The sequence below is a fragment of the Vibrio sp. 10N.261.51.F12 genome, from assembly GCF_041471725.1.
Lineage (GTDB): Bacteria > Pseudomonadota > Gammaproteobacteria > Enterobacterales > Vibrionaceae > Vibrio.
Window position 1 is genome coordinate 64,251 of sequence record NZ_JBFROV010000035.1, and the last position, 25,152, is coordinate 89,402.

Below are 25,152 nucleotides of genomic sequence, written 5' to 3' on the forward strand. Positions count from 1 at the left end.
ATCTTATAAAAACACAGCCTCCCGCTCATTGAGCAGGAGGCTGTGTTTTGCTTGTTGCTTGTTGCTTGTTGCTGATTGCTTGGCTGATGGCTTACGCACCGATAGCGAGTCTGAGCTGTCAGCAGCCATCCGTTTAGACGTGTGACATGGATGCTTCGCAATGGGTACGCCATTGTTAACGTTAGTATACAAATAAAAATTCCCATCAACGTTGTTGACGGGGATTATTTGCTAACGACTAGATCGTGCAAGCGGTCTTAAACTATCGGAACTACCGTCCTAATAATGACTTTTTGATTATCTTTAGCGCTTCGCTTTTAAACTAAATCAAACCTGTCAGCGTTCATGACTTTCACCCATGCTGCAACAAAGTCTTTGATGAACTTTTCTTGGTTATCATCTTGAGCGTACACCTCTGCGTAAGAACGTAAAATGGAGTTCGAACCAAACACGAGGTCAACGCGAGTAGCCGTCCATTTTGTTTCTCCACTAGCACGGTCATCAATGTGATACAGATTGCGGCCTTTCGGCACCCAGGTGTATCTCATATCTGTCAGATTAACGAAGAAATCATTCGTCAATGCACCCACTCTGTCAGTGAACACACCGTGACCTGTACTAGCGTGGTTTGTGCCTATCACACGCATACCCCCAACAAGTACCGTCATCTCAGCGGCGGTGAGCCCCATCAATTGCGCTCTATCTAAGAGCAGTTCTTCAGGACTTACCACATAGTTTTTCTTCTGCCAGTTACGGAAGCCATCCGCCAACGATTCAAGAACATCAAATGATGCCGCATCTGTGGCATCGGCTGTGGCATCACCGCGTCCTGACGCGAATGGAACGGCCACGTCAAAGCCAGCGGTTTTGATTGCCTTTTCAACGCCAACATTGCCCGCTAAAACGATGACATCAGCGATACTGATATCGAACTGCTGACTAATGGTTTCTAAAACAGATAACACTTTCGCTAGACGCTCAGGCTCGTTACCTTCCCATTGATTTTGAGGGGCAAGTCGAATGCGAGCGCCGTTTGCACCGCCGCGATTGTCGGAGCCACGAAACGTACGTGCGCTGTCCCAAGCGGTATTGACTAGTTCACTTACTGTTAGATCCGTCGCTTCGATAGCCGCTTTAGCCGCGCTTACGTCCTGGTTTAACTTCCCAGCTGGGACTGGGTCTTGCCAAATTAACGCTTCAGTCGGTGCATCTGGGCCAACATAGCGAGATTTTGGTCCGAGATCTCTGTGGGTCAATTTAAACCAAGCACGAGCAAATACATCCGAGAAATAGGCAGGATCGTTATGGAATTTCTCTGAGATTTTACGATAGGTAGGGTCGATTTTCAGAGCCATATCGGCATCTGTCATCATTGGGTTATAGTGAATCGATGGGTCTTCTACATCGACAGGTTTATCTTCTTCAGCAATGTCGACAGGTTCCCATTGCCAAGCACCCGCAGGGCTTTTCGTTAATACCCAATCGTATTTAAATAGTAATTCAAAGAATCCGTTATCCCATTGCGTTGGATTGGTCGTCCAAGCACCCTCAATACCACTCGATACGGTATCGCGGCCAATGCCTCTCGAGTTGTTGTTCATCCAACCCATGCCTTGCTCTTCAAGGTTGGCACCTTCTGGATCGGCACCTAATTGGCTTGCGTCACCATTACCGTGTGCTTTACCAACCGTATGCCCACCTGCGGTTAAGGCAACCGTTTCTTCGTCATCCATCGCCATACGAGCAAATGTCACGCGCATATCTTGGGCTGTTTTCAACGGATCAGGATGACCATCGACACCTTCAGGGTTAACATAGATTAGCCCCATCATGACCGCTGCCAGTGGGTTTTCTAGGTCTCGTTCACCAGAATAACGGCTATTTTCTCCACCACTTGGTGCTAACCATTCTGTTTCTGAACCCCAGTAAATATCTTTTTCTGGGTGCCAAATATCTTCTCGACCAAATGCAAAGCCGAACGTTTTCAGCCCCATCGATTCATAAGCCATGTTTCCAGCTAATATCATGAGATCAGCCCAGCTAATTTTGTTGCCATATTTACGCTTTATTGGCCAAAGGATACGACGCGCTTTGTCTAAGTTGACATTGTCAGGCCAAGAATTAAGAGGAGCAAAGCGTTGACTACCCGTCGAAGCCCCACCGCGACCATCCGCGATACGATAAGTCCCCGCCGAATGCCATGCCATTCGAATCATTAATCCGCCATAGTGACCCCAGTCAGCCGGCCACCATTCTTGGCTGTCGGTCATTAACGCTTTGAGGTCTTGTTTTAAAGCGTCGACATCGAGGGTTTTCAGCTCATCGCGATAATTGAAGTCAGGCCCCATTGGATTTGTCTTACTATCGTGTTGATGCAAAATATCGAGATTTAACGCTTTAGGCCACCAAGCGACATTAGAGTTGGAAGAGTCGGTCACTCCGCCATGCATAATTGGGCACTTTCCAGCACCATGAGTAGATTGGTCTTTCATGACTTGCTCCATTCCGTGTCAGCAATGTGTTTCACAATTGAAATCACATTTACGATGAATAATTAACCAACTTCGATCTGCTCCAATTCTGCTTACTTGAGACAACACGAGCAAATTCATAAGTGATGAAATGAAACAATAGGTGATATTAAGCGAGATTACTCGACGATATGATCTATTAATAAAATAGAGAAAACCCATTGATTTAACTATCTGAAATTAAGGGGTTTAAAATTAGTAGAAAGTAGAAAGTAGAAAGTAGAAAGTAGAAAGTAGAAAGTAGAAGTAGAAAAAGGCTCAGCATGGATGAGCGGGGTCTACATGCCCTATGCCACTCATCTAAAGATCTAATTTTGGTTGGATAAAGTCGATAAACGCTGAAATACGTTTGGCAACAGACGATGATTTGTAGAACACGGCATTGATCTGCTCTCTGCCAGTGCTTGGCAATTTATCACTCTCTAACAGCGGAACTAAACGGCCTTCGTCAATATCTTTTTTGACCATAAAACCAGATAAACAAGCGATACCATTTCCTGTCAACGCGAGTTGTCTAACCGTTTCACCATTACTCGATATAAGAGTCGGACTTAAAGACTCAAAACCTTTCAAGGGCCAGTGATTGAGGATCTTAGGGCCTGTAAATCCTATCGTATCATGTGAAACAAGATCACGTGGCCTTTGCGGAAATCCACGTTTTGATAAATATTCTGGAGCGGCCACGATGTACAACAAGCTTCGACCTAACGGCCTTGCGTGAAGTGTTGAATCCGTTAACTGGCCAATTCGAATGGCCAAATCCGTTTTCTTTTCCAGTAAATCAACAAAGCCTTCGTTTGAAGTCAGTTCTAATTCGATATTTGGGTATTCTTGACTAAATGCTTGAACAAGAGGGATAAGTTGATGGAACACAAATGGGCTCGCCGCATCCACACGTAAACGTCCTGAGGGTAACTCGCCCCTCGTGATGATGTCTTCTTCTGCGAGTTGGATCTGGGCTAACCCAACACGAACCGACTCGATAAATTGACGCCCTTCATCCGTCAACTCAACTCGTCGCGTAGTGCGGTTAAGTATCGATACACCCAGTTGTTTTTCTACCTTGCTCACCGCTCTTGATACACGAGCGACTTGAATATCTAATGCCTCTGCTGCTGCTGTAAAACCGCCGCTATCGACTACCGTCAATAATATCTCCAGATCGTCAGAACGCGTCCGCATGTCACTTCCTCATATTTCAATAGAGTCATTTATTGCATTTATAACAAATATTATTTGCTAAAACCTCTATTTTTCTCAATTAATCATCCAAGCATAATGCTGCCATCGAAACAGAGCGGGGCATTAAGGCGCTGTCATCACACCTTATGCCCGCCATATATCACGAAACAAACATAAGCGAGTACATTATGCCCTTAGCACTTCTTGCACTGACGCTCAGCGCCTTTGCGATCGGAACCACAGAGTTTGTTATTGTTGGGTTACTGCCAACAATGGCAAATGATTTAAGTGTCTCTTTACCATCAGCCGGACTTTTAGTTAGCCTTTACGCCCTTGGTGTTGCTATTGGCGCTCCTGTTTTAACGGCGCTGACCGGTAATTGGAATCGCAAACAAGTACTACTTACCGTTATGACTCTCTTTGTTGCCGGTAACGTACTAGCTTGGCAAGCCCCAGGGTACAACACATTGGTGCTTGCCCGTATATTGACCGGTCTCGCGCATGGCGTGTTCTTCTCCATTGGTTCGACCATTGCCACAGGGTTAGTTTCTAAAGAAAAGGCAGCCAGTGCCATTGCCATTATGTTTACGGGTTTAACGGTAGCACTCGTTACTGGTGTTCCACTGGGTACTTATATCGGCCAAGCTTTTGGTTGGCAGTCCACGTTTCTTACCGTTGCCGTTTTGGGGTTAATCGCATTAATTGGTAGTGCTTTCTTAGTGCCAAGCAACCTTAAGCAACCACCTGCGGCAAAGCTATCTTCACAACTGAAAGTACTCACTCAGCCACGATTACTTTTAGTCTATGCCATCACAGCGTTAGGTTACGGCGGTACGTTTACCGCATTTACCTTCCTTGCTCCGATTTTAGAACAGGTGTCAGGATTCAACTCGAGTGCTATCAGTTTAATCATGTTGGTGTACGGCGTTTCTGTCGCGGTTGGTAACATCTGGGGCGGAAAAATGGCCGATAAGATGGGGCCCATCAAAGCGCTGACCGTTATATTTTCAGGTTTAGCGGCTATCTTAGTCTTGTTTAATTTTACGGCCGTGCACCCTATAGCGGCAGTGGCAACCATCTTGGTTTGGGGGGCCTTTGCCTTTGGTAATGTCCCTGGGTTGCAAGTTTATGTTGTTAATTTGGCAGAGAAATACACGCCAGATGCGGTCGATGTAGCGTCTGGACTTAACATCGCCGCTTTTAATGTAGGCATAGCGCTAGGCTCTTGGGGTGGTGGCTTGATCGTGACGAAAGCGGGATTGATGCACACCCCATGGGTAGGGGCCGTCATTGTTCTCATTGCGTTGGCACTAACCCGTTATAGTGGCAAATTGGATACTCGTAATGAAACCAAAAATGAAGTGCTTGAGGCAGCATAAATAACGCCTCCGTAAATCAGCCCCCGCAATGTTGGCCAATGTTGTTTCATTGGCCAACATAATCGCGTTCATTATATTAATCTATATCGGTAACTTGGAGGCAGCGTGATGAACACCGCTTTTATTGCGGCTGCAAGTCGTGGTTCAGGGCTTTCAAAAAACGACGTGTCTCGGTATGTTTTCGTTACCATAGACCACCATCTGATTAGTAACCCGTCAGCTCCATATAGCCGGAGCCGGAATGGGATCCTTCAATTGTGATAGGGCCCTCCCAATACGGCACAGACAGTGGCATTTTGGCGTTTGGATTAAGCGCTGAAACGGTCAGCTCGATCTGTTGCGATGGAATAGAAACTTGCCACTTGGTTGGATAATCACGCCCGTCGATTTCTGTTTGCTTGAGGGCGATTAAACGGATGTCTTGTTGGTCGATAGTGATACCAGAGCCATCTTGCTGCATTAACTTCGCGTGGGAATAACTTGTTTCCCCAGTGGTTGAATGTCGAAGCTGAAACACGACCAAGCTGGTGGCATCACTCAACCTTAGCGCAAACCAATCCCAGCCTTGTTGTGAGTCGAGCAAGAACTGCGAACTCCACTCTCTGTCTATCCAACCTTTGCCTGATACATGATGGGTTTTTCCATCAATCGTGACCTCGCCTGAGACATTAATGAACGGCTGACTGTAGTAATACGAGGCAACCCGACCATCGAGACTCTTGGTGCTGTAGCCTTGATCGCCTTGTTTTTGGTAGGGTGCAGCAGAGGTTAGCTTGAGCGAGTAACCAAATTGATCTGATTTTGCATTCAATGTGGCTGGGAAGAGGTCATCGGTAGAAGATGCCCACTGCCAATCATCGAGATAAACACGAAATGGTGACGCTTCCACACCAGCAAACTCCGCTTGCCCACGAGACCACTTTTCATCGGCATAGTGTGTGTCCTTCGTTGTGACGGCGCTATGTGCCATGTAGATTTGTTGGCTGTACCAGGCGGTTTTATTGGTGTCACTTTTATGTGGTGCCGCCGCGAAACGAAATTGTGTCCATTGCACTCCTAAAGCGCGGCCGTTTTCGTCGGTTAAGTTTGCGGTTAAGTACCACCACTCGTGCCGAAAATTAGGGTGCGCTTGATGGTCGGAAGGGAAGGTGATATCGATGCCTTTTACCACTTCAGTAAATAGCGAGTTGTCGGCTTGTGTTGCATTTTCGCCGAGAATAGCACCCATATTTTGTGGTTGCGACTCTTCACAGCCTATGAGGGATAAGGCGCTAAGAGTAAATGCGAAAATTCTAGTGAGTCGATTCATCACAACACCTCACTTTGCAAACTGGAGACCACGGGCTTGTTCACCAAGCGCCATAGTGGAACTAAGGTTGCTATCACTGCGACTAGAATGGTGATGGCTGCGATAACCAATGCATCCCCCCAGTTCCATACGTAATTTAAGCTCCAACCAAAGGCGCGCAGGGTAACCATGTCTGTCAGGACATAGCCGACGATGGCGCCGAGCGGCAAGGCGATAACCAATGTGAAACAAACGAGTGCAACGATTTGCCCCACGACCATAGCCATCAATCTTTGACGACTGACACCAAGCGCGTACAGCCTTGCTATGGCAGCTTTGCGTGCTTCGAGCAACATAAAACAAGCACAAAACAACCCCACAACGGCCACCATTAAGGTGACGCCATTGAGCGCCCGCGTAATGGCAAAAGTTTGCGAGAAGATATCTAACGCAATGGACTTGATTTGCGTTTGATCGTAAAGCTGGCAGGGGTGCAAACTCAGTTGCTGGCGCAGTTGCTCGTATACCACTTGTGAGTCGCCAGCGACTTTAATACCAAGGCTTGTCGGTAAGTCAGTAAAACCGCTCTCAAGCCATAGGTTAGGCGCAAGTAAGACTTCACCATTTGGGGAGCCGTAATCATGAAAAATAGCACCAACCTTTAGTGTTTTGTCTTGGATCGCGTCTAGTGTGAGTGTGCTATCGAGTAATAAGCCGAGCTTTACCGCAGTGGGTTCGCTGATCGCGACCAGCTCACCTTGGTAAAAGCGCGGCCAAAAGTTATCCAGCTGCGACTTGAACACCATGGTTTGCTCTAGCGTGTCTTGGTCTTTCGTACCGAGTAAAATAGGCAAACCTTGCAGGTTGTCGTCGACGTAATATTGCTTGTAGATGGTTTCAACGTTATCGAACTGTTCTAGCGCATGTTCCACGTTCGTGATTTCGCCTTGGGCGGGGCTGACGTAAATGTCAGCATGTAAGCGCTGTTCAAGCCACTGCTTTAGAGTGAATTCAAAGCTGCCAACCAAGGTATTCATCCCTATGTTAGCCGTCACGGCAAGAAGCAATGCCATCATGGCAAGAGAGAGGGGAGCAATGAGCTCCCGCAGCTCGGCAAACAGATATTGCATCAAACCCGACTTGGTGCGCTTTTCGCTCCAATGGGCTAATACACTGAGTGTTTTGGGCAGATACAAAGGAATCGATATGACTAGCACACCGAGCCATGCCATAGTGAAGCGATGATGTTCGCTCAACCATAACCCTGCGAATGCAAGCGAGGTTAGGACGATACCGATAACGAATAACTGGTTTTCGTTTGATGTGTCTGGTGCTTGGTAGAAACCACCATGAGACGCGAGTGGTTGGCGTACCCGCTGCTTAAAGTGCTGCCAGCAAGCGACAAGCGTTGCAGCCAGCGTGAGCAATAAGGCTTGTATCAACCATGACCATTGCCAAGTGCCGGGAAGCAGCGTTGCGCCATAAAGCTGTTCAAGGGTTATCGCCACGGTGGGGTGCAGCCAATGGCTTAACTGAATGCCCAGAATGAAACCAAGCGAAGCGCCAAATATGACCAGAATAGTAAGCTCGATCAACAGAGCTGAAAATACGATCCTCGGCGCAATACCGGCTTGCTGAATTTGCACTAACAGCCGGTTGCGTTTGAGCAAGCTGTATTTCACCCCGTTGTAAGCGATGAACAAGCCCACTAAAAAGGCCAATAAACTCATCGCGGTTAAGTTAAGGTGAAAACTATCGGTAATAGAGCCGAGATCAGTGCCTTGGTTATTGGTTATCCATTGCCCTTGTTTGCCTACTAGGTTTTGCCATTGATGTTGTGGGTCGTTATTTGTATCAAAAACCGCGATATAGCTAAGCTGCCCTTGCTTGCCCAGAAGCTGCTGGGCAAAACCAATGTCCATTAACATTCGACTACCCAATTGCCATTCATCGGGCAATACCACGACCTTGGTGCTGATGTCATCCAGAGTTAGCGTGCCGACTTCATTCAAGCTTTGGTGTTGTGATTGGCTCATCATCACAATAGGCTCGCCGGCTAAAAGTTGGGGCAGAGGTAAGGCGTTATTGAACAAGGATATACTTTGATCGCTGTGTTTCTTGTCGGTCGCCGAATCGCGAGGTCGTGAAGAGATCGCGGCGATTAGATCACTGCCTTGCACGGACCAGCGGCGACCTTGCTCATCTCTTACTCGCCCTTCAATCACCGGAAGCGCAGCGCTCAGTCCATTTTGTCTTAGGCTGAAATAGAGTGACTCTGGTAAGTCGTTCTGTCCGGCTGGTGGAATGATCATGTACTGTGCTTGTGCGCTGAGTTGCTCGGTGGATTCGGCATAGCTGCGCTTGGCATTGAGATTGATGGCTTGTACGGCGACAAACAAGGTCACGGCAAGCACGATCCCAACCAGAATCGCGGCGGCTTGCAATGGCGATTGACGGTAGTGCGCAGCAAATAAATTTAGCGCGATTTTGGTGTGGGAGCGTTTATTTGGCTTCATGGCGTTGCTCGAGGTTTTGCTGCTTGGTGTCATGATTTTGTTGTTGAGCGGCGTTCGAGCGAGCGTTATCTAAGTAAGCGGTATTTAAGCAAGTGTTAGTCAAGCGGCCATTATCTAATACGAGTTGTGTCTGCATAAATTTGGCGCACTCGGCACTGTGCGTGACCAAAAGTACGGCCGTATTACCTTGCGTTGTGATTTCGCTAAGTAGTTTCATCACCTCTAATCCTGCTTTTTGGTCTAGGTTTCCTGTGGGCTCATCGGCAAGCAGTAATTTAGGCCTGTGGGCTAACGCTCGAGCGATCGCAACCCGTTGCTGCTGGCCACCGGAAAGGGCAGAAACATGTCGATTAAGCAATTGACTGATGCCTAACGCTTCCACCAAGTAATCACACCAATCGCTCCATGCCTGTTGGTTTAAGTGCAAGGGGAAGGCGATATTTTGTTTAACGTTTAGTGGCGTCAATAAATTGAATTGTTGGAAGATAACGCCCAGCTTTTGATAGCGGAAGCGGCTCCATTGAGGATCTTTCCAGCCTGCAGAGTGATCGCCATCTAACCACAACTCACCATCTGAAAGTGGTTCAAACCCCGCGATGATATTGAGTAGCGTGCTTTTACCGCTGCCACTGGCGCCGGTCAAAGCGACACTAGCGCCTGTGGTAAGAGTGAAGTCGACACCTTCCAATACCCGATGGGTTTCCTTGCCATCAACAAAGCTTTTGCTGGCATGCTCGAGTGTGACAATTGGACTTTTCATTTCTTTTCCCTGCAATTAAAAAGTGTCTTTTATTCGTCACTACCGCAATAGTAAGCCCCATAAAACTGTAGACAACAATCCGACAAAGAGAGCGATTTACATCGAATTATTAATAACTTGTACTTAGAAAGCGAAGAAATAGATTAATGGAAAGGGATAAATGGTCGGAAAACAATAAAGTGACATCGGGGTCATAACGATTATGCGGTATACAGCCAACGTCTAGCAGAATCAAAAGAGCAAAGTGAGTGTGTGCAATAACAGCAGCATGCGCTTTGTCTTCACGGTTCGCGGTTTGGTACAGACAACGAATGTACCCGTTGAGCGTAATTGTAATACCATGCTAGCGGCGGCAGCCGAAGACCTCGCTTGTGCTTACTTATTACAGGTCTATATTAATAGTAATCAATGGTCAGTTACGTATATTTAAGAAGTGAGCTATTTATGCCCGTCATTCCAACAGACTTTGTGAACTATAAATCAACGCCAGTGTTTACGCCTGATAACATCCCTAAAATGTTCCTGCATTTGCATAATACTCGAGCGGGCGTTTATGGAAAAATTAACGTGATTAGCGGTTCCTTAAAGTTTTACGGCTTTACTGAAAGGCGTGGTGAAGTGGAACAAGAAATAATCATTGAGCAAGCTGGATTCGCTATCTCGCCACCTGAGTATTGGCATAAAGTGGAATTTATGTCTGATGACACGAGTTTTAGAGTCGATTTTTACGCTCAGAAAGATTCAGACATCGTGGCTGAAAATCGATCTGAACGTAACGATTAAAACTTGTTGGTATGTTTACCCAAACCATGCAGCCATCTTTTCTTTCAAGCTGGCATTTTTACTCCAAATCCAAGCGATGCCGTCTTCAAGCTCATTCACCGTCATATGTTTAGGTTGATACACAGGATGGCTGCCATCGTATTTTGACCAGTCTGTGGTCAAAATACGCCCTTCTTGCTCAAGTTGATTAAACGTCTCTGAACCCGGGAACGGGATCATATAGTGCGGGATCACCTTATCAACCTTAATCTCTTTAACAAACGATTGGGTTTGCTCAAATATTGACGCATCGTGTTCATCAAAACCGAACAAAAAATCTCCCCACACTTCGATGCCATGACGCTTTATTTCAGCAATGTGCTCTTTCATTTTTGATGGCTTCACAAACCCTTTTTTCTGCGCTTTCAGAGCCTCCTCTGATGGGGTATCTATCCCTAACAGCACCGCTTTAAATCCTGCTTTCGCTGCTGCATTCAGCAACGCTTTGTCACGCGCGATTAACACGGTCGTTTCGCCATAGAAGCTCATCTTAAGTGGTTCAATCGCTTTAAACAGTGCTATCGCATAATCTCGATCGTGAGTGAGATTGTCAGAATGCAGTTCCACCCATTCTACGCCCAACGATTTTAAATGTTCTAACTCACGGACAATATTAGCAATCGGTCGTTGCTGAAATTTATCAAAGAACCTTGGTACCAAACAAAAGTTACATTTAAATGGGCAGCCTCTTGTTACCACTACCGACCAGACATAATCGTAGCGTGAAGGTTTAATGATGTCCGTTGGGTATGGATTAAGTACGCTTAGGTCCACCGGCTCCGAACTTTCATATCGTGGTTTTAATGAGCCGAGCTCTGCGTCCCCAAGCAGCTGAACCCAATAGTTTTCAACTTCACCCATGATAATACTATCAGCGTGCAACGCCGCTTCTTGTGGATTGAAATGAGTATGCAAGCCTCCTAATATCACGGTTTTTCCCTTTTGCTTATACACCGAAGCCAGCTCATAAGCTCGGTAAGCATCGGGGGTCGACATAAAAATCACGACGACGTCAGCATTGATATTAACATCGGCTTGATTGCCTATGGTTTCATCCACCATATCAACGGTGTACCATTTCGGGGTTGCCGCAGCGGCAGCAAATATATTTTGTGGCGGTCCACCGGTAGAAGCTTTGTATTTAGAGTAATCGCTACCTGCGGATGCCTTAATTAAATAGATCTTCATTGCTTTCACCTGCTTATAAAGAATCGAAAAAATGGTAGATTCTGTGGTCCATGTAGAAATACAGAGCCCCCATCAAAAACCAGCTAATAATAATGGCCGTGAACAACATGGGATTTTTGCTTCGCTCTACTCGCTCCACAAAGAAGGCTTCTTTGCTTCTTAGATTCTCCCAGCCCCAGAACCAGCAAAAGACACCCCAAATAAAAAAACAATTGAATTTAAGGGCCACAAAGGCCAAAAACAGAGCAAGCAGTGTTTTCCACTTGGGAGGGTTGCAGCGCTTTTCCATCGCTCTAGCTTCTCCAACTGTTGCCAAGTAGTAGGGAAATAGCGACGGACGCGCCTAATGCGATCAGAATATTGGCGAGCGAAAAGCCCCAGATTGCAATGCATACTGCAACGGTGACAACACTCCAAAGTAAGGTTTCTAGAATCCAAGTACCCATGTAATGACTCCTCTTTATTAGCTTGGAGTCATTGTAAATTGGTCGTGGTTAACTTTTGGTTACCCTTGTTTACAAGAGAGTTAAATGGAAGGATTAGCGAGAAAATCTACCTTGGTAAGATACCGGTCTTGCTCAGATAGATGTGTGAATTGCCAGTTCTGGTGTTGGCACAATCGCTCAATAAGAATGACTCCAATACCAAATGAAACCTCTGATTCCCCTTGACCTAGGCCATCTTGGGCCGATTCATCTAACGCATTGGAGATACTGATGCTACTCGGCGACACACGTATTTCAATCTCGCCTTTAGAGGCGTGTTGAAGCGCATTTCGAACTAAGTTGGAAATAATAATGTCGACTAATACGGCAGGCATTGGGTGGGAAAAAGAGGCATCATCGGCTATCAGGTTTACCTTGAGATCTTTCTCATCAGATAGATAACGATGTTGATCTAACGCGTCTGCCGTCACCGCCTTAATATCGACTTGACTCATCTCTACATTAAGCTGCTGATTTCTGCTCATCCAAAGTAAGGATGTCACTAAGTTTTGCATGGTCACAACAGACCGTTCAATCCTTTTCACGGCGCGTTGCCCGCTATTAGGAATAGAGCTTGCGAGTCTAGTTAGCATCTCACTACTTGCAGAAATGATTGAAATCGGAGTCCTTAATTCATGGCTTGCGGCTCGCAAGAAAAACTCTTCTCGCTCTATGGCTTGTTGCTGAGACTGAACGCTTTTCACTAATTGATTCGCAAGTTGTTGCACTTCGATATAGCGAAAGTTTTGCAACGTGTCAGCCTTATTGAGCTCCAGAGTTTGCGACCACTTTGAAAGGCGCAGAATTGGCGTCGTTAATCGGTAGATTAGCAAACGAATAAGAGCAAAGATGAGTAGAAGTAGGAGACCGACCATCAAAAATGCTGAGTTTGCTTGGCTGATAGACTCTGGTGGGCTTTGTTCAAAGAGCTCGTAATACACAGCTTCATCGTATTGCGATACAACATACAAGTAGGTTTGCTTGCTCGCTACGTAGTGATAGGCAGCGTAATAATATTGTCCAAACGCGCCGTCTTTGCCAGCAACATATTGCTCGTAGATCACCCCTTGTTCAAAGTTATCCCAATTAAATTGTGTAAGATAAACGGCTGGGATGTCATTGAAATCATCAAATACTTGGAATGACTGACTATGCGAGGGCTTCAATCCCCCATCGGCAAGGTAATGCTTCTCTGCCAACTTTATCTCATACAAAAAGCTGTATTTTGCCGATTCATTAAGCCCTATTTCATAACTTTGATTTATCATTAAGGCATAAACCGCCGTCAGGCTAAGCAATAAGCCAAATAGGTAAATATAAATATCTCGCTTAATGCTGACTTGCTTCATTATTGCTCTTCCCTGATCACAATACCGACTCCGTGCACCGTGTGAATAAGCTTATTGTCAAAAGAAGCATCGACGGCTTGCCTTAGTTTGAATAAGTGAACCTTTAAGCTGTCGGCACTAGGAGGCGTATCTCCCCACACTTCATCTTCTAACTTTGTTTTACTCACAACATTGGGGCTGTTTTGCATTAGGCATACCAGCATCTTCCAACATACAGGCGGCATTTTGAGTGGCTGCCCAGATCGAATGGCTTGATGCTTATCCAAATCGACCGTTAGGTCGCCAATGCTCAAACGCGTGACGACGCCTTTTGAGCGTCGTGCTAGCGCTAATAAGCGAACTTTGAGCTCATCCATCGCAAACGGTTTAACCAAGTAATCATCCGAACCTGCGGCAAAGCCGGTGAGCTTGTCATTTAATGTATCCCTCGCGGTGAGCATTAAGATAGGGGTTGTTATCCCTTTGTCTCGTAGCGACTGGCAAACATCGATGCCGTCCATCTTCGGCATATTAAGATCCGTTAAAATGATGTCATAGTGATTGGTCAGCGCCAGATCACGACCCGCAAGCCCATTGTAAGCGAAGTCAAATTCAAAACCATCCAACTCCATATAATCGCTGATGGCCTCAGCGAGATCTTTATCGTCTTCGATAAGTAGGACACTAATGGTCATTCGTTGCTGTTTCCTTTTTGTTTTTGTTGCCATGCCCAAATAGGTGGTTTAACGAGCAATTGCAGTCGATAAGCCCAGTTTGGCGCGTGCCAAATTTGTTGCCCTAATTTTACGTAGCCATCGAAGTACACTTTAAATGGGTTAACCGAATTAATCCGTGGGTAAACACCATATTTTACCTTTTCATCTTCACATACAAAGGTGCCAAACATCCGATCCCAAATAATCAGTATGCCAGCGTAGTTTTTATCTAAGTATCGCTTATTGGTGGCATGATGCACTCTGTGGTGTGATGGCGTATTAAATATCGCCTCGATTGGCCGCGGAAGCTTTTTTACCATCTCGGTATGCAACAAGGTTTGGTATAGCTGAACCAGCGTCTCGCACATCAACACAACAAATGGATTAAAACCCATTAAGACCAAAGGTAAGTGGAAAAAGAACGGGAAAAACCAATCTAGCGGACCAAACCGATAGGCCACTGAGATATTAAAGTAAGGCGAACTGTGATGAACGGAGTGGGTTCCCCAAGCCAAACCATTGCTATGAAGGAACCTGTGCTCCCAATAGTAAGCAAGATCAGCCAAGATCAAACAACCGAGCACCGTCCAGCCCGTTATTGGCAGCTGGGTCAGGCTAAAGTGTTCATAGGAGTACGTAAATACGCCCACATACATCAGGCCGACTAAAAAAAGCGTAACCAGTAAAAAGCCTAGCGTGACCAAATTGGTTGCACTGTCGCCAATAAGGTTCCAATTCAGCTGTTTCTTAAACCCATAGCGTATTAGCTCGATAAGAAATATCACTGCGGCAATCAACATAAAATGATCATCTACCCACGTTTCGGTAAGGATGATGGACACTTCAGATAGCGTTTGAGACATGAAGTCCATAATTTAACTCCTATACAATCGTTAGTTGTAGTGAACAACAAGTTGGCTGGATTCTTCTTGCCCTAGTGCGTTTAGATAATGCGTTTCTATTACCGCTTTCACTGGCTTGCGAAAATTAATGGCTTCCCAGGCATTGGCTATTTCTGTCTTACTATGCTCGCCGCGAATCAATAACTGCTGCTCTTGTGCGCTGGAGATAAGTTCAATATAGCCGTCTTTCTGAGTGCTCGCCTCGACGGGAAAACCAATGCTGACGGTGGCATGACTAAAATTTTCACTCATGTTCTGATAGATCACCACAAGGCGATCAAGTGTTTCAGGTAGGTTCTCTTGCTTTGTGATCTTATCTTCAAACTCAACCCAAAGTGCAGCGACGGCATTGGCATCTAATGAGATATTCTTGGTGACGACACTATGGATATAAGTGTTGTTGTTAGTCGATGACTTCTGCTTAACTTGTTGGTTAATGGTTGTTTTATCTGCAGTTTTTGACGTTTGTGTCTTTGATGAGCTTTCGGCCATTACGGGTTGCATAAGTACCGCCCCCCAAATAGTACCTGCGATGAGCATGGTGGTTAGTAGCGATGCGAATAGTTTCATCTCTTCTCCTGATTGAGCTTAATGATTGTCGTTATCGAAGAAGTGTAAAGGTGGAAGGGTAACCAAAAGGTTATCAATATTCGTGTTTGGCATGTGACCGCCCCCATAAGTCAAAATCATCGTCATCCAACAGGTATTGACGCGTTGCTCTATATGACAAACACAACATAACTCGTCATCCCCTTGGAAAAGGGGATCTTCATCCGCGCGTTGTGAGCCGATTCCTAACCCTTGGTTTTTATTTTAAGTGAGTCACGCGCTTGGTGAGATCCTCGCTACCACCAGGATGACGGCCTAATTGGGCTGGGGTTAAAGTGATAACTTAAGAGCTCGATATCCGTGATTGGGTCTGAATGCGCACAACAGATTTTGGCGCGTTACTCCATATGACAAACACAACCCGTCATCCCCTTGGAAAAGGGGATCTTCATTCGCGTGTTGTGAGTCGATGACTGGCACTTAGTTTTTTCTTTTAAGTGATTCAGAGGCGTCGGAATAGCCTCGCTTTCCAAGGGGGACGACCTAATTGGAATGGGTTAAGGCAGGACATGCTTAGAGGTTTCTGTCCTTTTAAGCGCTATCTCTGCATTTCTCCAAAAATACTAAAAAGGATTGGTATTTCTACCAATCCTTTTTAGTGGGGTTGCGCGATTACGTGTTGTTACTCGTAATCAGTCGCGTACGTTTCTTCGTATGTGTGTGAGTATAGTTCGAACAAGTTGCCAAACGGGTCTTCTAGGTAAACCATTTTCGCTGGTTTGCTGTCGTCTTCTGGGTGGTAACGCATAACGTCCATGCGTACTTTGCCACCGAACTTCTCTACTTTCGCCATCACGCCTTCAAAGTCGTCGGTTTGCAGACAGAAGTGGAAGATACCTAAGCGAGAGAAATCAACCTCGTGACGTTCTTGGCGCTCTTTCATTTCGAACATTTCAACGCCGATGCCGTCAGATGTGACAAGGTGTGCAATGTTAAAACCTTTAAAGCCTTCACCAAATACGGCAATACACATACGGCCAATTGCCGATTCACGTTCTTCAATAACTTTTGTGTTGTTCATTACGATTTTAAGATCTAGAGCCTGAGTGTAAAACTCGACAGCTTTGTCCATATCGCCAACCATAATACCTACGTGATTCATTTTCATAACTTGCTCCAAATTCAATGTTTGTTTCGATGTTTTGTTTCGATGGAGAGAGTATATGGGTATGCGTTAATTAATAGAAATTATCATAAATTATATTAATAATAATTTTTTGTTATCTTTTGGGTGTAGATGAGGACGACAAGATACTGGCCAGTAGAGGGTTGGATGAAGTAGCTGAATCTACATTGTGCGTTAATGGTATTTATGAGGGGTAGGAGCACTCAAGCGAACCATTTTTATCAATTGGAACACTTTAGGTTAGTGAGAAAAGCCCTCATTTTTAATGATAAGGGCAATATCAATATGACTTATATGGATACGCAAATAATAGCGGGAGAGTATCGAATAAGAATATAAGAACAGGGCTTATGATTACTCTAAATTTGTATGTCTGCATGACAGTGCATACGCAGACTCACCTAAGTGATACATTAATGAATTAGTGACAGTTTCGTAAGCCATTAAACACGATAACTCGAACAATGTCCCTAAAGGCATCTTAAGGTCACGGATATCGGGGATCGCATCATCGATGTATGAGTCACAAGGGATAACAACCAGAGCGTCATCTGCAGTCAATAAAGATGCCATTGATGACTGTTGTTGAGCACTGAACGCTATTATTTTCATCCCTATATTTTTGGACTTAGAGACAAAACTCACGACACTCGACGTTTCTCCTGAGCCACTGGTGACAAGGAAAATATCGCCAGCTTCTGCTTTTGGTTTCGTGATATCGTTAAGTGAGTAAATCTCAAAACCTAAATGTAGAAGTCTATTAGCAAATGACGATAAGAAAATACCAGACCGACCGCAGCCATAATAAAAGACTCTCTTCTTAGGCTCGAGGCTTTCGATGAGTAAATCTAATGTCTTGTCTTCAATCTCATTAACCGCATTATGGACCTGTTCAAATATCTGATTATTTATAACCTTATATTCCATGCGCTAGGCCTTCTAATCTATACGCGTTTTCTTCAATGTGACCATTTGAGAACAACGACCCTCCGCACACTACGATATCTGCGCCAGAGGCTTGCACTGATGAAATATTATCGACGTTAATACCACCGTCTATTTGAATTTTAAATGTGAGACCTTTTTGTTCTCTCAATTCAAAAAGTCGTCGTATTTTATTGTTTATGCTAGGTAAAAAACGTTGATTAGGTTGCCCTGGGTTAACGCTCATCACCAATACGACATCTACGATATCAAGTAAATCAACGAGAGATTCAATCGTGGTTCCGGGGTTCACTGCCACACCACAGCGCAAACCAGATTGGACGATTTTCTCTAGATAATAAAAATCATTGTTGGTGGTACCGTAAGTTAAGCAAATAGTATCTACATTCAATGCAATCAGCTTATCAATATGCCACTCAGGATTATCTACCATTAAATGGCAATCTAATCGGAGATCAAATTTTTCCTGGATAGCCTTGATTGCGTCATACGTAATGCCAAATGAAGGCACGTAATTGCAATCCATAATATCAATGTGAATGTCTTTCATATTGATATTCGAAAGTCGCTCTAAAGTTTCACCGAAACTAAGGTGATTACTGCTGTATAAGGATGGGTATATTTTCATCATACCACCCCCATAACGACCACGTTTACATCACGCTGTCGTTCCCTCAATGTATCCCAGTCAGCGAAATAGACACGCCCTAATGCCCCCATCAACGCTTTGCCCTCTTTTACAATAACTTGCAATGAGTGCTGCCCAAACATGGATGCTCTAATGTGAGCATCTGTGTTGTACATGACCCATTTTTCTGCAGGGTAGTTAGGATCTGCAAGAGACAAACCAAACTTTATATGTTTCGGCCCCGGACTTTTAAACTGGTTATGGGTTGCCTGTATAGGTGCTATACGATCTAGCGTGGCATTAAAGTCCAGTTGAAGAAAATCATCACCATTACTATCCAAATCATGCATTTCTTCTTCAAAGAAAAAAGAGCATGTTGTATGAGGAGTCGTTGCAGTTAAGACACCATTCACCACACCAGACTTTCGGATTAACTCCGAAAGATCTGATGTGAGGTCGTGGTAAGACGGGCGTCCTTTTGCTGTGGTGATATTTAATGAATTAAATATCAGTTCCAAGTGACTACCCCTTTAAACGTTCAGCAATTTGATCAAATACAGAATTGATACCAATTCCCGTCAATAGTGGCAAGCCCACAATAACCTTAGACTTGATAGAATCTGGAACGATGGTTGTACTTACTACTGCATCGTAATCATCAATTCGGTTTAGTTCATCAGCGATTTTGCTTTGAATGATTTTGATGGTTCCTGTCTGCTTTGTTTCTTCAATCCATTTATTGATTTTGCTGACGGCTAATGTTGATGTTGCGTGGCCTGCACCACACACGACTAATAAAGTTTTCATATTGTTGCCTCAATTGGGGTAGTTTTTCTAAATTTGTTCACGTAAAGCAATCCACAGAAGATCATGGTAATTAGTGCCAAGATACCGATAACGCCAAACTTCACTGCGAATAGAACGAACAAGCCGACGGGCCACAAGCCTAGTAGTACTGCACTAATCACTCCTGTGGTGCCAACATCGTAATTAGCAATTGCAAATACATTGGTAATTTCTGGAGCAAGCCATGTTGATAGGTATAAACACATCGCTAAGTAAATAGTTCCGCCAATGACACTTCTTACGAGATTTCCTTTAAAAACAGGAACCATTAAGCAAATGCCAAAAACATAAAACGCGAGGTCGCCAAACGGTAAAACTTTATTACCTGGAAGGGTTACGGCTAATAACAGTGAAATAGGAACCATTAATAATGCCGTTGCCATTACTGCAGGGTGGCCCACTGTTAAAGCCGCATCCATACCGATGTTGACTTCTTTGCCACCTAACTTTTTGTTTGTATATTCTTTCGCGGCTTCCGCTACTGGAAGTAATCCTTCCATAAACATCGCCACCATTTTTGGCATTATTTTCATTACTGCTGCGGTAGAAATTGCAAGGTTACCTACCTGAGATGCGTCGTATCCTGCAAGTAGACCAACGGCCAGACCTACGAGTAGACCCATAAAAATAGAATCACCGAAAATACCAAACTTCTTAGTGAGTGATTCAGGATCTGCATCCATTTTGTTGATGACTGGAGTTCTATCTAAAATCCAATTGAGAGGAACGGCGACGACCATGCCAGCTAACGCCATCAAATGAGAAATTGCGATGCCCGGATAACCATAAAAGTCACTAATTTGTTTTTGGAAAATGTCTGACAGAAGCCACTGGAGCATAATGCCGGCAATACAACCCAATACACCGATATAGTATTGTCCAGTCACTGCGTAAGTCATTAGTCCTAAAAATATTGGGAACCAAAAATTCCAGATATCAACATTCAGTGTCTTTGTCCAACCAAAAGAGACAAACATGGTGTTAAGCAGTAAAGAGACTGGAATAAGCAATAGACCTAACGATGTTGAGAAAGCGAGAGGGCCTCCTACGCCAACACCGATGTCTAATATGGTGAGATCGGTACCATATTTTGCACCCATGATCTTAATCGCCTCACCGAGTGTACTTGCAAGTAAGGTAATCACTAAACCTAGGCCAACACTACCTATACCAACCGTTATTCCCGACATGACTGCTTTTTGTAGTGGAACTCGGAAAAAGAGTGCAATTAGCACAATAATGACAGGTAGGAAAACGACGCCACCCAAACCGATAACCCATTCAAAAAAAGAACTCAAAAATTCCATGATTTCATCCTATTTTAAGTTAGAAACTCTTAATATCTCTTCAAACTCAGCTCTGTTTTGAAGTGTGTGTAATTTCTCAACCGTACTAGCGCTTTCCAGCATTAGAGTAAGGTTTTGAAGGTTTTCAATTTGCTCATGGGCTTCTTTCATCGCAAGCATGAACACAAATTTCACTTCGACCTCTTCACTGGCGTCAACCATATCTCTGAATTTGATCGGAGTTTTAAGTTTTACAAAACAAACCTGTGAGTCATTGACGTGTATTGAGTCCGTATGCGGTAACGCCACGCCACAGTGTGCGGCTTCTAATCCTGTTGGATATTCAACCTCACGCTGGAGCAGCGCTTCTTGAAATGAATCCTTAACGAACCCAGCTTCTAGTAGTTTGTCGGACATGAACTTAAGCAGTTCTGTTCGATCCGTAATTTCCACATTGAAAAACGATAGTTTTTTATCAAAATACATAGTTACCTCAGCTTTGTCGCTCATAAGAGCGGATTCATTTAACTTATGAGCACTATTAATCAAATGAGCGGTGTTTTCAATGCGGATTATGAGTTTTTGTATTGGTCATCACATTTTAATTGTGCGATTACTCAATTGGTTCTATGTTGTTATTGGATTTTTAAAATTCAAATTATTTATAATTTGTCATTTAATACAAATACTTATGATTGGTTCTTTCGGTATTGGTTGAATTTACTTAATTGAAAAGTTTGAAAGTACTAGGAGATATTGATTATTATGTTAACTTGCTCATATGAGCAGACTTTCTGTGGTGTTTGGAGAAGTACTGAATGGATCTACTAAAAAAAATACAACTTATCAAACTCGCGAAGGCTCACTACCTAGAGGGTAAGCCCAAAAACCAGATTGCGGATGAATTTGGTCTTTCTCGTTTCAAGGTTGCCAGGTTATTAGATGAAGCAACGGACAACGGTATTGTGAAGTTTGTCATACCAGACTTAGAAGGGTATCGAACTGACCTTTCGGATGAGCTAGAAAAAAAATATAGATTGAAGCACTGTACTGTTATCGCAAGCCCTAGCTTAGCCTCAGATAGTCTTATTGATTCGTTATCGAGTACTGGTGCTGAGTTACTTCAAGAATTGGGGCCTAATGTGGCCAATATAGGTGTTGCTTCTGGACGAGTACTTTCTGCGATTGCAGACAAGCTCACTGTCTTTCCCAAGTGCAATGTTGTGCAAGCTGCAGGCGTACAAGAAGGGATGAATTTTCGACATAGTTCTTTAGAAATAGTACATCGACTCGCAGGACTAGGGGATGGACGCCCTTTCCCTTTGCTCGCACCAATGTGGCTTGAGAAAGTCGAAACGGCTGAAAGCATGAAGTTAGAAGCATCGATACAAGAATTGCACATGCTTTATAGTAAGTTAGATATTTTGATCACCGGCATTGGTTCATGGTGCGGAGAAGGAAGCTCGGGGATGTATGGAACAATCTCTACACACTATCGAGAAGACCTGATCTTGAAAGGTGCAACGGCTGATCTGTGCTCTGTGATCCTTGATATTAATGGTAATGAGTTAGTCACCGGTGCTGATTCATTGAGCTTGGCGCTAAAACCTCAAGACATCCGCAATATACCTGAAGTCATCGCTATTGCTGGAGGAAATGATAAACACAAAGCAATTCGAGCGTGTTTGCTAGGAGAGTGGGTTTCAACTCTCATTACAGATGAGGGTACGGCTAAGTATCTATTAGATAATTAGATCCGGAAATAATCATTGTCAACATACGTACCGACGTTGGCTTAGAGGAGCCTTTTATGACAGAACTAAATTTTGCGGGTTGTTTATTCGATCTTGATGGGACATTGGTAAGCTCGATAGAGTCCGTTAATCGAGCGTGGGGCCAAGTGGCATCGAAATATCAATTGGACGTAGAGTATGTGTTGAGTGTTATTCACGGAAGGACCGCTGACGGATGTGTAAGAGATCTGCTTCGTAATCAGTCATTATCCACGATTGAAAAAGAGATTGAATGGTTAAAAGACCAAGAATCTAATGATACCAACGGGGTAGTAGCCATTGAGGGTGCTCTCGAGTTCTTGGCGACTCTAGACCAAAATCAAATCCCGTGGGGTATAGTGACATCATGCAATATCGATGTTGCTCAAGCGAGAATGAAGGCTGGTGGTATTCCGATTCCTAACGTTTTCGTCACATTTGAAGACGTCACGTGCGGCAAGCCTGCTCCAGAGCCTTACCTGTTAGGTGCAAAAAAATTGGGTGTTAAGCCTGATAAGTGCATTGTATTTGAAGATGCTATCGCTGGTGTGGCATCGGCAAAGAGTGCAGGTGCGAGCGTTTTTGGTATCTTAAGCCATGCTACTTTATCTGCACTGAGTGTAGACTTTGGGGCTGACAATTACCGCCATCTCTCAGTGGATAGAGTGAGTAAACAAAGCTGGAAACTTACTTATGATTCTAATGCCAATGACTGATTATGTTCGACTTCTAGTCACGAATAACCAGTTTTGGCATATTTCACATTACTACAAGGCGCTATCAGCCCCTTGAAAAAGGAGCTTGATAATACGCGCTGATAACTAAATCAACGTGATTTAATCACTGACTTTCAATGGATTAGGCTCTTTAGGCGATCTCTTTGAAAAGTATCCCGCGACGATAGAACCCGATATATTGTGCCAAACCGAAAACAATGAACCTGCCACCGCCGATGCCGGAGTAAAGAACTTTAATGCTAACGCGGTTGCTAAGCCTGAATTCTGTAAACCCACTTCGAATGCGATGGTGCGACATACTTTCTCTTCAAACCCCATAGCCTTAGAGATAAAGTAGCCGGCCGTCAGACCAAAACCATTATGTAGAATGACTGCGAGCATTACGATAGGTCCTACCGCCGCCAACTTACTTCCCGTCAGGGCAACCACAATGGCAACAATTAGAACAATCGCAATCATAGAAATAAGCGGTAGCAACGGTTCAATCTTACTTATCGCTTTATGGAAAAAGACATTACACAAAACACCAATCGACACAGGTAAGAACACAATCTTAAAGAGGCTTTGAATCATTCCGAGGACTGGAATATCCACACTCTGACCCATAATCAATTCAATAATGAACGGCGTTAAGATTACCCCTAAGAATGTGGATAATGCGGTCATGGTAATAGAAAGAGCGACGTCGCCTTTTGCTAAATAGCACATCACATTTGAAGAGGTTCCGCCCGCAACCGTGCCCACCAAGACCATGCCGAGTGTTAATTCCGGAGAAAAGTTTAGCATCATGCTAATCAGTAATGCCGCTGTCGGCATGACAGTAAATTGCAACACTAGACCCAAGCCGACCGCTTTTTTATTTTTAATCGCCTTTAAGAAGTCGGCGGGCTGTAAGGTTAGCCCCATAGCCAACATAATGACGGTCAACAAAGGCACGATTAACGAACTCTGAGATGCAAAAGGTGCAGGGATAAAAAAGGCAATGATTGAGCAAAGGATTGCCCAAAGTGGGAAAAGGGTAATAATTTTTGCGAGCATGGGTAGAACATCCGTGTGATAACAGTTTTAAAACAATTACAACCGATAGGCCGCAGTAATGTTAATGGTCTATTAAATTAGCAGGGTTTATCGATAATCATCAATACATATTTCAATTTAGATGTGAATGGCCACCCTACATAGAAATGTAATACGGCCAATTTTATGATTGTGTTTGAATTGATTTATGTCGTCACACGTGTCGCTTAATACTGTCTAACGTTGTTCATGTTCATGACACATCGACTTGAGATGCAGTGTATTCATAAATAGTCTTGGATTGGCAATATTGCTGAGTATTGACGACGTGGGTAAGCAATCGTCATCGACGTAGTCGACATAGTCAGACGCTGAATCAAAAATCAAAATATCCAAAGCCAAACGATCTAATCCGTACCGTCCTCGGTGAATCATATCCGCTGAAAACACTAACAAGTCGCCCGCCGCTAACGCAATCTGCTTGCCACCAGAGAGGCTATCACTGCTCACTTTGCCATTCACTTCTTGGCGAACGTTGTACTCTTCTTCGTTGTCCCATCGCTTATGCGTCCCGGGTATGATTTCCATTCCGGGTTCATCAAATAAGGGGACGCGAAGGTGTAATACTTGCGTCTCTAGTATGACTCTCATTTGGTCTTCAACGTCATAGTCATATTGACAGTCACGATGCCAGAAGTCCTTTTGTTGCGGATTGACAGGGTTGAAGAACAGTTGTGTGTTCATGAACGCTGGGTTTTCCGGGATCACCGCATCGACGACGTCCATCATTTTTTTTGAACTGATGAAGTCAAAAAGTATCGTTCTATCGTCGGTGGGTAAGTATTCGCTTCCCGTAATTAAAGACGAGTTAAATGCTTCTTCTTGATAGAATTCTTCATTGTCTGCTTTCCACCGGTCATGAAATTTCAGCACCACTTTTCTAAGCGATGAAAGCTGAGCGTCATCAAAATAATTTCTGAGAACAAAGTAGCCCTGTTCGTCGTAACGGTTCTTTAATTGTTGGCTATTTTCTACCACTGGCTACCTTCGCATTCTCTGTATCGTTCATTGACCACGGCGCTTGTTGGC

General features: G+C 44.3%; 26 protein-coding genes. 5 read left to right on the top strand and 21 right to left on the bottom strand.

Going from position 1 to position 25,152, the window contains the following annotated elements; all coding sequences use genetic code 11:
* Positions 1-3: 3 nt before the first annotated feature.
* The 3 genes from AB4405_RS18085 to AB4405_RS18095 form a co-directional block, all read right to left on the bottom strand.
* Positions 4-192: a hypothetical protein gene (locus AB4405_RS18085; protein ID WP_372062188.1), complete on the bottom strand. Its 189-nt coding sequence runs from the start codon at positions 190-192 to the stop codon at positions 4-6.
* A 125-nt stretch (positions 193-317) separates the two neighbouring features.
* Entirely contained in the window at positions 318-2,492 is a 2,175-nt protein-coding gene (katG, locus tag AB4405_RS18090; RefSeq protein ID WP_372062189.1) for a catalase/peroxidase HPI, read from the bottom strand.
* A gap of 339 nt (positions 2,493-2,831) precedes the next feature.
* Positions 2,832-3,713 (bottom strand): LysR family transcriptional regulator, encoded by an 882-nt coding sequence (locus tag AB4405_RS18095; protein WP_372062190.1) that lies wholly within the window; start codon positions 3,711-3,713, stop codon positions 2,832-2,834.
* A 188-nt stretch (positions 3,714-3,901) separates the two neighbouring features.
* Here AB4405_RS18095 and AB4405_RS18100 point away from each other — a divergent pair, with 188 nt between their 5' ends.
* On the top strand, positions 3,902-5,092 hold the full coding sequence (locus AB4405_RS18100) for an MFS transporter (protein WP_372062192.1): 1,191 nt from the start codon (positions 3,902-3,904) through the stop codon (positions 5,090-5,092).
* A 205-nt stretch (positions 5,093-5,297) separates the two neighbouring features.
* Here AB4405_RS18100 and AB4405_RS18105 read toward each other — a convergent pair whose 3' ends face one another.
* From AB4405_RS18105 to AB4405_RS18115, 3 genes are read right to left on the bottom strand one after another with little or no spacing between them, the layout of a single operon-like run.
* Positions 5,298-6,401, bottom strand: coding sequence for a lipocalin-like domain-containing protein (locus AB4405_RS18105; protein ID WP_372062193.1), 1,104 nt, complete (start codon positions 6,399-6,401; stop codon positions 5,298-5,300).
* On the bottom strand, positions 6,401-8,896 hold the full coding sequence (locus AB4405_RS18110; RefSeq protein WP_372062194.1) for an FtsX-like permease family protein: 2,496 nt from the start codon (positions 8,894-8,896) through the stop codon (positions 6,401-6,403). Before AB4405_RS18110 ends, AB4405_RS18105 begins: the two co-directional genes overlap by 1 nt.
* Entirely contained in the window at positions 8,883-9,656 is a 774-nt protein-coding gene (locus tag AB4405_RS18115) for an ABC transporter ATP-binding protein (protein ID WP_372062195.1), read from the bottom strand. Before AB4405_RS18115 ends, AB4405_RS18110 begins: the two co-directional genes overlap by 14 nt.
* Before the next feature lie 244 nt (positions 9,657-9,900).
* Between AB4405_RS18115 and AB4405_RS18120 the strand changes: the two genes are divergently transcribed.
* Together AB4405_RS18120 and AB4405_RS18125 are read left to right on the top strand one after the other, a co-directional pair.
* A complete protein-coding gene (locus tag AB4405_RS18120; RefSeq protein WP_372062196.1) occupies positions 9,901-10,086 on the top strand; it encodes a hypothetical protein in 186 nt (61 codons plus the stop codon).
* Between the two features lie 14 nt (positions 10,087-10,100).
* On the top strand, positions 10,101-10,439 hold the full coding sequence (locus tag AB4405_RS18125; RefSeq protein WP_102471840.1) for a DUF1971 domain-containing protein: 339 nt from the start codon (positions 10,101-10,103) through the stop codon (positions 10,437-10,439).
* A 15-nt stretch (positions 10,440-10,454) separates the two neighbouring features.
* Here AB4405_RS18125 and AB4405_RS18130 read toward each other — a convergent pair whose 3' ends face one another.
* The 13 genes from AB4405_RS18130 to AB4405_RS18190 all read right to left on the bottom strand — a co-directional run bounded on the left by AB4405_RS18130 (position 10,455) and on the right by AB4405_RS18190 (position 21,047).
* Positions 10,455-11,666, bottom strand: a complete 1,212-nt coding sequence (locus AB4405_RS18130; RefSeq protein WP_372062197.1) for a radical SAM protein — start codon at positions 11,664-11,666, stop codon at positions 10,455-10,457.
* A gap of 293 nt (positions 11,667-11,959) precedes the next feature.
* On the bottom strand, positions 11,960-12,112 hold the full coding sequence (locus tag AB4405_RS18135; RefSeq protein ID WP_172443102.1) for a hypothetical protein: 153 nt from the start codon (positions 12,110-12,112) through the stop codon (positions 11,960-11,962).
* 80 nt (positions 12,113-12,192) lie between these two features.
* A complete protein-coding gene (locus AB4405_RS18140) occupies positions 12,193-13,500 on the bottom strand; it encodes a histidine kinase dimerization/phospho-acceptor domain-containing protein (RefSeq protein ID WP_372062199.1) in 1,308 nt (435 codons plus the stop codon).
* Entirely contained in the window at positions 13,500-14,174 is a 675-nt protein-coding gene (locus tag AB4405_RS18145; protein WP_372062200.1) for a response regulator transcription factor, read from the bottom strand. Before AB4405_RS18145 ends, AB4405_RS18140 begins: the two co-directional genes overlap by 1 nt.
* Entirely contained in the window at positions 14,171-15,067 is an 897-nt protein-coding gene (locus AB4405_RS18150; protein ID WP_372062202.1) for a sterol desaturase family protein, read from the bottom strand. Before AB4405_RS18150 ends, AB4405_RS18145 begins: the two co-directional genes overlap by 4 nt.
* A 21-nt stretch (positions 15,068-15,088) precedes the next feature.
* Entirely contained in the window at positions 15,089-15,667 is a 579-nt protein-coding gene (locus AB4405_RS18155; protein ID WP_372062203.1) for a hypothetical protein, read from the bottom strand.
* A gap of 661 nt (positions 15,668-16,328) precedes the next feature.
* Positions 16,329-16,814, bottom strand: a complete 486-nt coding sequence (locus AB4405_RS18160; protein WP_372062204.1) for a VOC family protein — start codon at positions 16,812-16,814, stop codon at positions 16,329-16,331.
* 372 nt (positions 16,815-17,186) lie between these two features.
* On the bottom strand, positions 17,187-17,759 hold the full coding sequence (locus tag AB4405_RS18165) for an SIS domain-containing protein (RefSeq protein ID WP_102471837.1): 573 nt from the start codon (positions 17,757-17,759) through the stop codon (positions 17,187-17,189).
* The gene (locus AB4405_RS18170; RefSeq protein ID WP_372062206.1) at positions 17,749-18,408 is read right to left on the bottom strand and encodes a ribulose-phosphate 3-epimerase; all 660 of its coding nucleotides are present in this window, start codon (positions 18,406-18,408) and stop codon (positions 17,749-17,751) included. Before AB4405_RS18170 ends, AB4405_RS18165 begins: the two co-directional genes overlap by 11 nt.
* The gene (locus AB4405_RS18175) at positions 18,405-18,923 is read right to left on the bottom strand and encodes a YjbQ family protein (RefSeq protein WP_372062207.1); all 519 of its coding nucleotides are present in this window, start codon (positions 18,921-18,923) and stop codon (positions 18,405-18,407) included. The genes AB4405_RS18170 and AB4405_RS18175 overlap by 4 nt, the downstream gene beginning before the upstream one ends.
* Positions 18,924-18,927: 4 nt before the next feature.
* Entirely contained in the window at positions 18,928-19,212 is a 285-nt protein-coding gene (locus tag AB4405_RS18180) for a PTS sugar transporter subunit IIB (protein WP_102471834.1), read from the bottom strand.
* The gene (locus AB4405_RS18185; RefSeq protein WP_372062208.1) at positions 19,209-20,558 is read right to left on the bottom strand and encodes a PTS galactitol transporter subunit IIC; all 1,350 of its coding nucleotides are present in this window, start codon (positions 20,556-20,558) and stop codon (positions 19,209-19,211) included. The genes AB4405_RS18180 and AB4405_RS18185 overlap by 4 nt, the downstream gene beginning before the upstream one ends.
* 9 nt (positions 20,559-20,567) lie before the next feature.
* Complete coding sequence (locus tag AB4405_RS18190) at positions 20,568-21,047, bottom strand: PTS sugar transporter subunit IIA (protein WP_372062209.1); 480 nt, start codon at positions 21,045-21,047, stop codon at positions 20,568-20,570.
* 308 nt (positions 21,048-21,355) lie between these two features.
* On the opposite strand from AB4405_RS18190, the gene AB4405_RS18195 reads away from it, so the two are divergent.
* Both AB4405_RS18195 and AB4405_RS18200 read left to right on the top strand, forming a co-directional pair.
* Positions 21,356-22,291 carry a sugar-binding transcriptional regulator gene (locus tag AB4405_RS18195; protein ID WP_372062211.1) on the top strand — a complete coding sequence of 312 codons (936 nt, stop codon included), beginning with the start codon at positions 21,356-21,358 and terminating at the stop codon, positions 22,289-22,291.
* Between the two features lie 56 nt (positions 22,292-22,347).
* Positions 22,348-23,025, top strand: a complete 678-nt coding sequence (locus AB4405_RS18200; RefSeq protein ID WP_372062212.1) for an HAD-IA family hydrolase — start codon at positions 22,348-22,350, stop codon at positions 23,023-23,025.
* Between the two features lie 120 nt (positions 23,026-23,145).
* Here the strand turns inward: AB4405_RS18200 and AB4405_RS18205 are convergent, their stop codons facing one another.
* Together AB4405_RS18205 and AB4405_RS18210 are read right to left on the bottom strand one after the other, a co-directional pair.
* Positions 23,146-24,084, bottom strand: a complete 939-nt coding sequence (locus AB4405_RS18205) for a bile acid:sodium symporter family protein (protein WP_372062214.1) — start codon at positions 24,082-24,084, stop codon at positions 23,146-23,148.
* 216 nt (positions 24,085-24,300) lie between these two features.
* Complete coding sequence (locus AB4405_RS18210; RefSeq protein ID WP_372062215.1) at positions 24,301-25,101, bottom strand: phytanoyl-CoA dioxygenase family protein; 801 nt, start codon at positions 25,099-25,101, stop codon at positions 24,301-24,303.
* Positions 25,102-25,152 lie beyond the last annotated feature (51 nt).

Coding starts and splice junctions, on each gene's coding strand:
- katG (WP_372062189.1), bottom strand. CDS start 2,492: ATGAAAGACCAATCTACTCATGGTGCTGGAAAGTGCCCAATTATGCAT.
- AB4405_RS18095 (WP_372062190.1), bottom strand. CDS start 3,713: ATGCGGACGCGTTCTGACGATCTGGAGATATTATTGACGGTAGTCGAT.
- AB4405_RS18100 (WP_372062192.1), top strand. CDS start 3,902: ATGCCCTTAGCACTTCTTGCACTGACGCTCAGCGCCTTTGCGATCGGA.
- AB4405_RS18105 (WP_372062193.1), bottom strand. CDS start 6,401: ATGAATCGACTCACTAGAATTTTCGCATTTACTCTTAGCGCCTTATCC.
- AB4405_RS18110 (WP_372062194.1), bottom strand. CDS start 8,896: ATGAAGCCAAATAAACGCTCCCACACCAAAATCGCGCTAAATTTATTT.
- AB4405_RS18115 (WP_372062195.1), bottom strand. CDS start 9,656: ATGAAAAGTCCAATTGTCACACTCGAGCATGCCAGCAAAAGCTTTGTT.
- AB4405_RS18125 (WP_102471840.1), top strand. CDS start 10,101: ATGCCCGTCATTCCAACAGACTTTGTGAACTATAAATCAACGCCAGTG.
- AB4405_RS18130 (WP_372062197.1), bottom strand. CDS start 11,666: ATGAAGATCTATTTAATTAAGGCATCCGCAGGTAGCGATTACTCTAAA.
- AB4405_RS18135 (WP_172443102.1), bottom strand. CDS start 12,112: ATGGGTACTTGGATTCTAGAAACCTTACTTTGGAGTGTTGTCACCGTT.
- AB4405_RS18140 (WP_372062199.1), bottom strand. CDS start 13,500: ATGAAGCAAGTCAGCATTAAGCGAGATATTTATATTTACCTATTTGGC.
- AB4405_RS18145 (WP_372062200.1), bottom strand. CDS start 14,174: ATGACCATTAGTGTCCTACTTATCGAAGACGATAAAGATCTCGCTGAG.
- AB4405_RS18150 (WP_372062202.1), bottom strand. CDS start 15,067: ATGGACTTCATGTCTCAAACGCTATCTGAAGTGTCCATCATCCTTACC.
- AB4405_RS18155 (WP_372062203.1), bottom strand. CDS start 15,667: ATGAAACTATTCGCATCGCTACTAACCACCATGCTCATCGCAGGTACT.
- AB4405_RS18160 (WP_372062204.1), bottom strand. CDS start 16,814: ATGAAAATGAATCACGTAGGTATTATGGTTGGCGATATGGACAAAGCT.
- AB4405_RS18165 (WP_102471837.1), bottom strand. CDS start 17,759: ATGGAATATAAGGTTATAAATAATCAGATATTTGAACAGGTCCATAAT.
- AB4405_RS18170 (WP_372062206.1), bottom strand. CDS start 18,408: ATGATGAAAATATACCCATCCTTATACAGCAGTAATCACCTTAGTTTC.
- AB4405_RS18180 (WP_102471834.1), bottom strand. CDS start 19,212: ATGAAAACTTTATTAGTCGTGTGTGGTGCAGGCCACGCAACATCAACA.
- AB4405_RS18185 (WP_372062208.1), bottom strand. CDS start 20,558: ATGGAATTTTTGAGTTCTTTTTTTGAATGGGTTATCGGTTTGGGTGGC.
- AB4405_RS18190 (WP_372062209.1), bottom strand. CDS start 21,047: ATGAGCGACAAAGCTGAGGTAACTATGTATTTTGATAAAAAACTATCG.
- AB4405_RS18195 (WP_372062211.1), top strand. CDS start 21,356: ATGGATCTACTAAAAAAAATACAACTTATCAAACTCGCGAAGGCTCAC.
- AB4405_RS18200 (WP_372062212.1), top strand. CDS start 22,348: ATGACAGAACTAAATTTTGCGGGTTGTTTATTCGATCTTGATGGGACA.
- AB4405_RS18205 (WP_372062214.1), bottom strand. CDS start 24,084: ATGCTCGCAAAAATTATTACCCTTTTCCCACTTTGGGCAATCCTTTGC.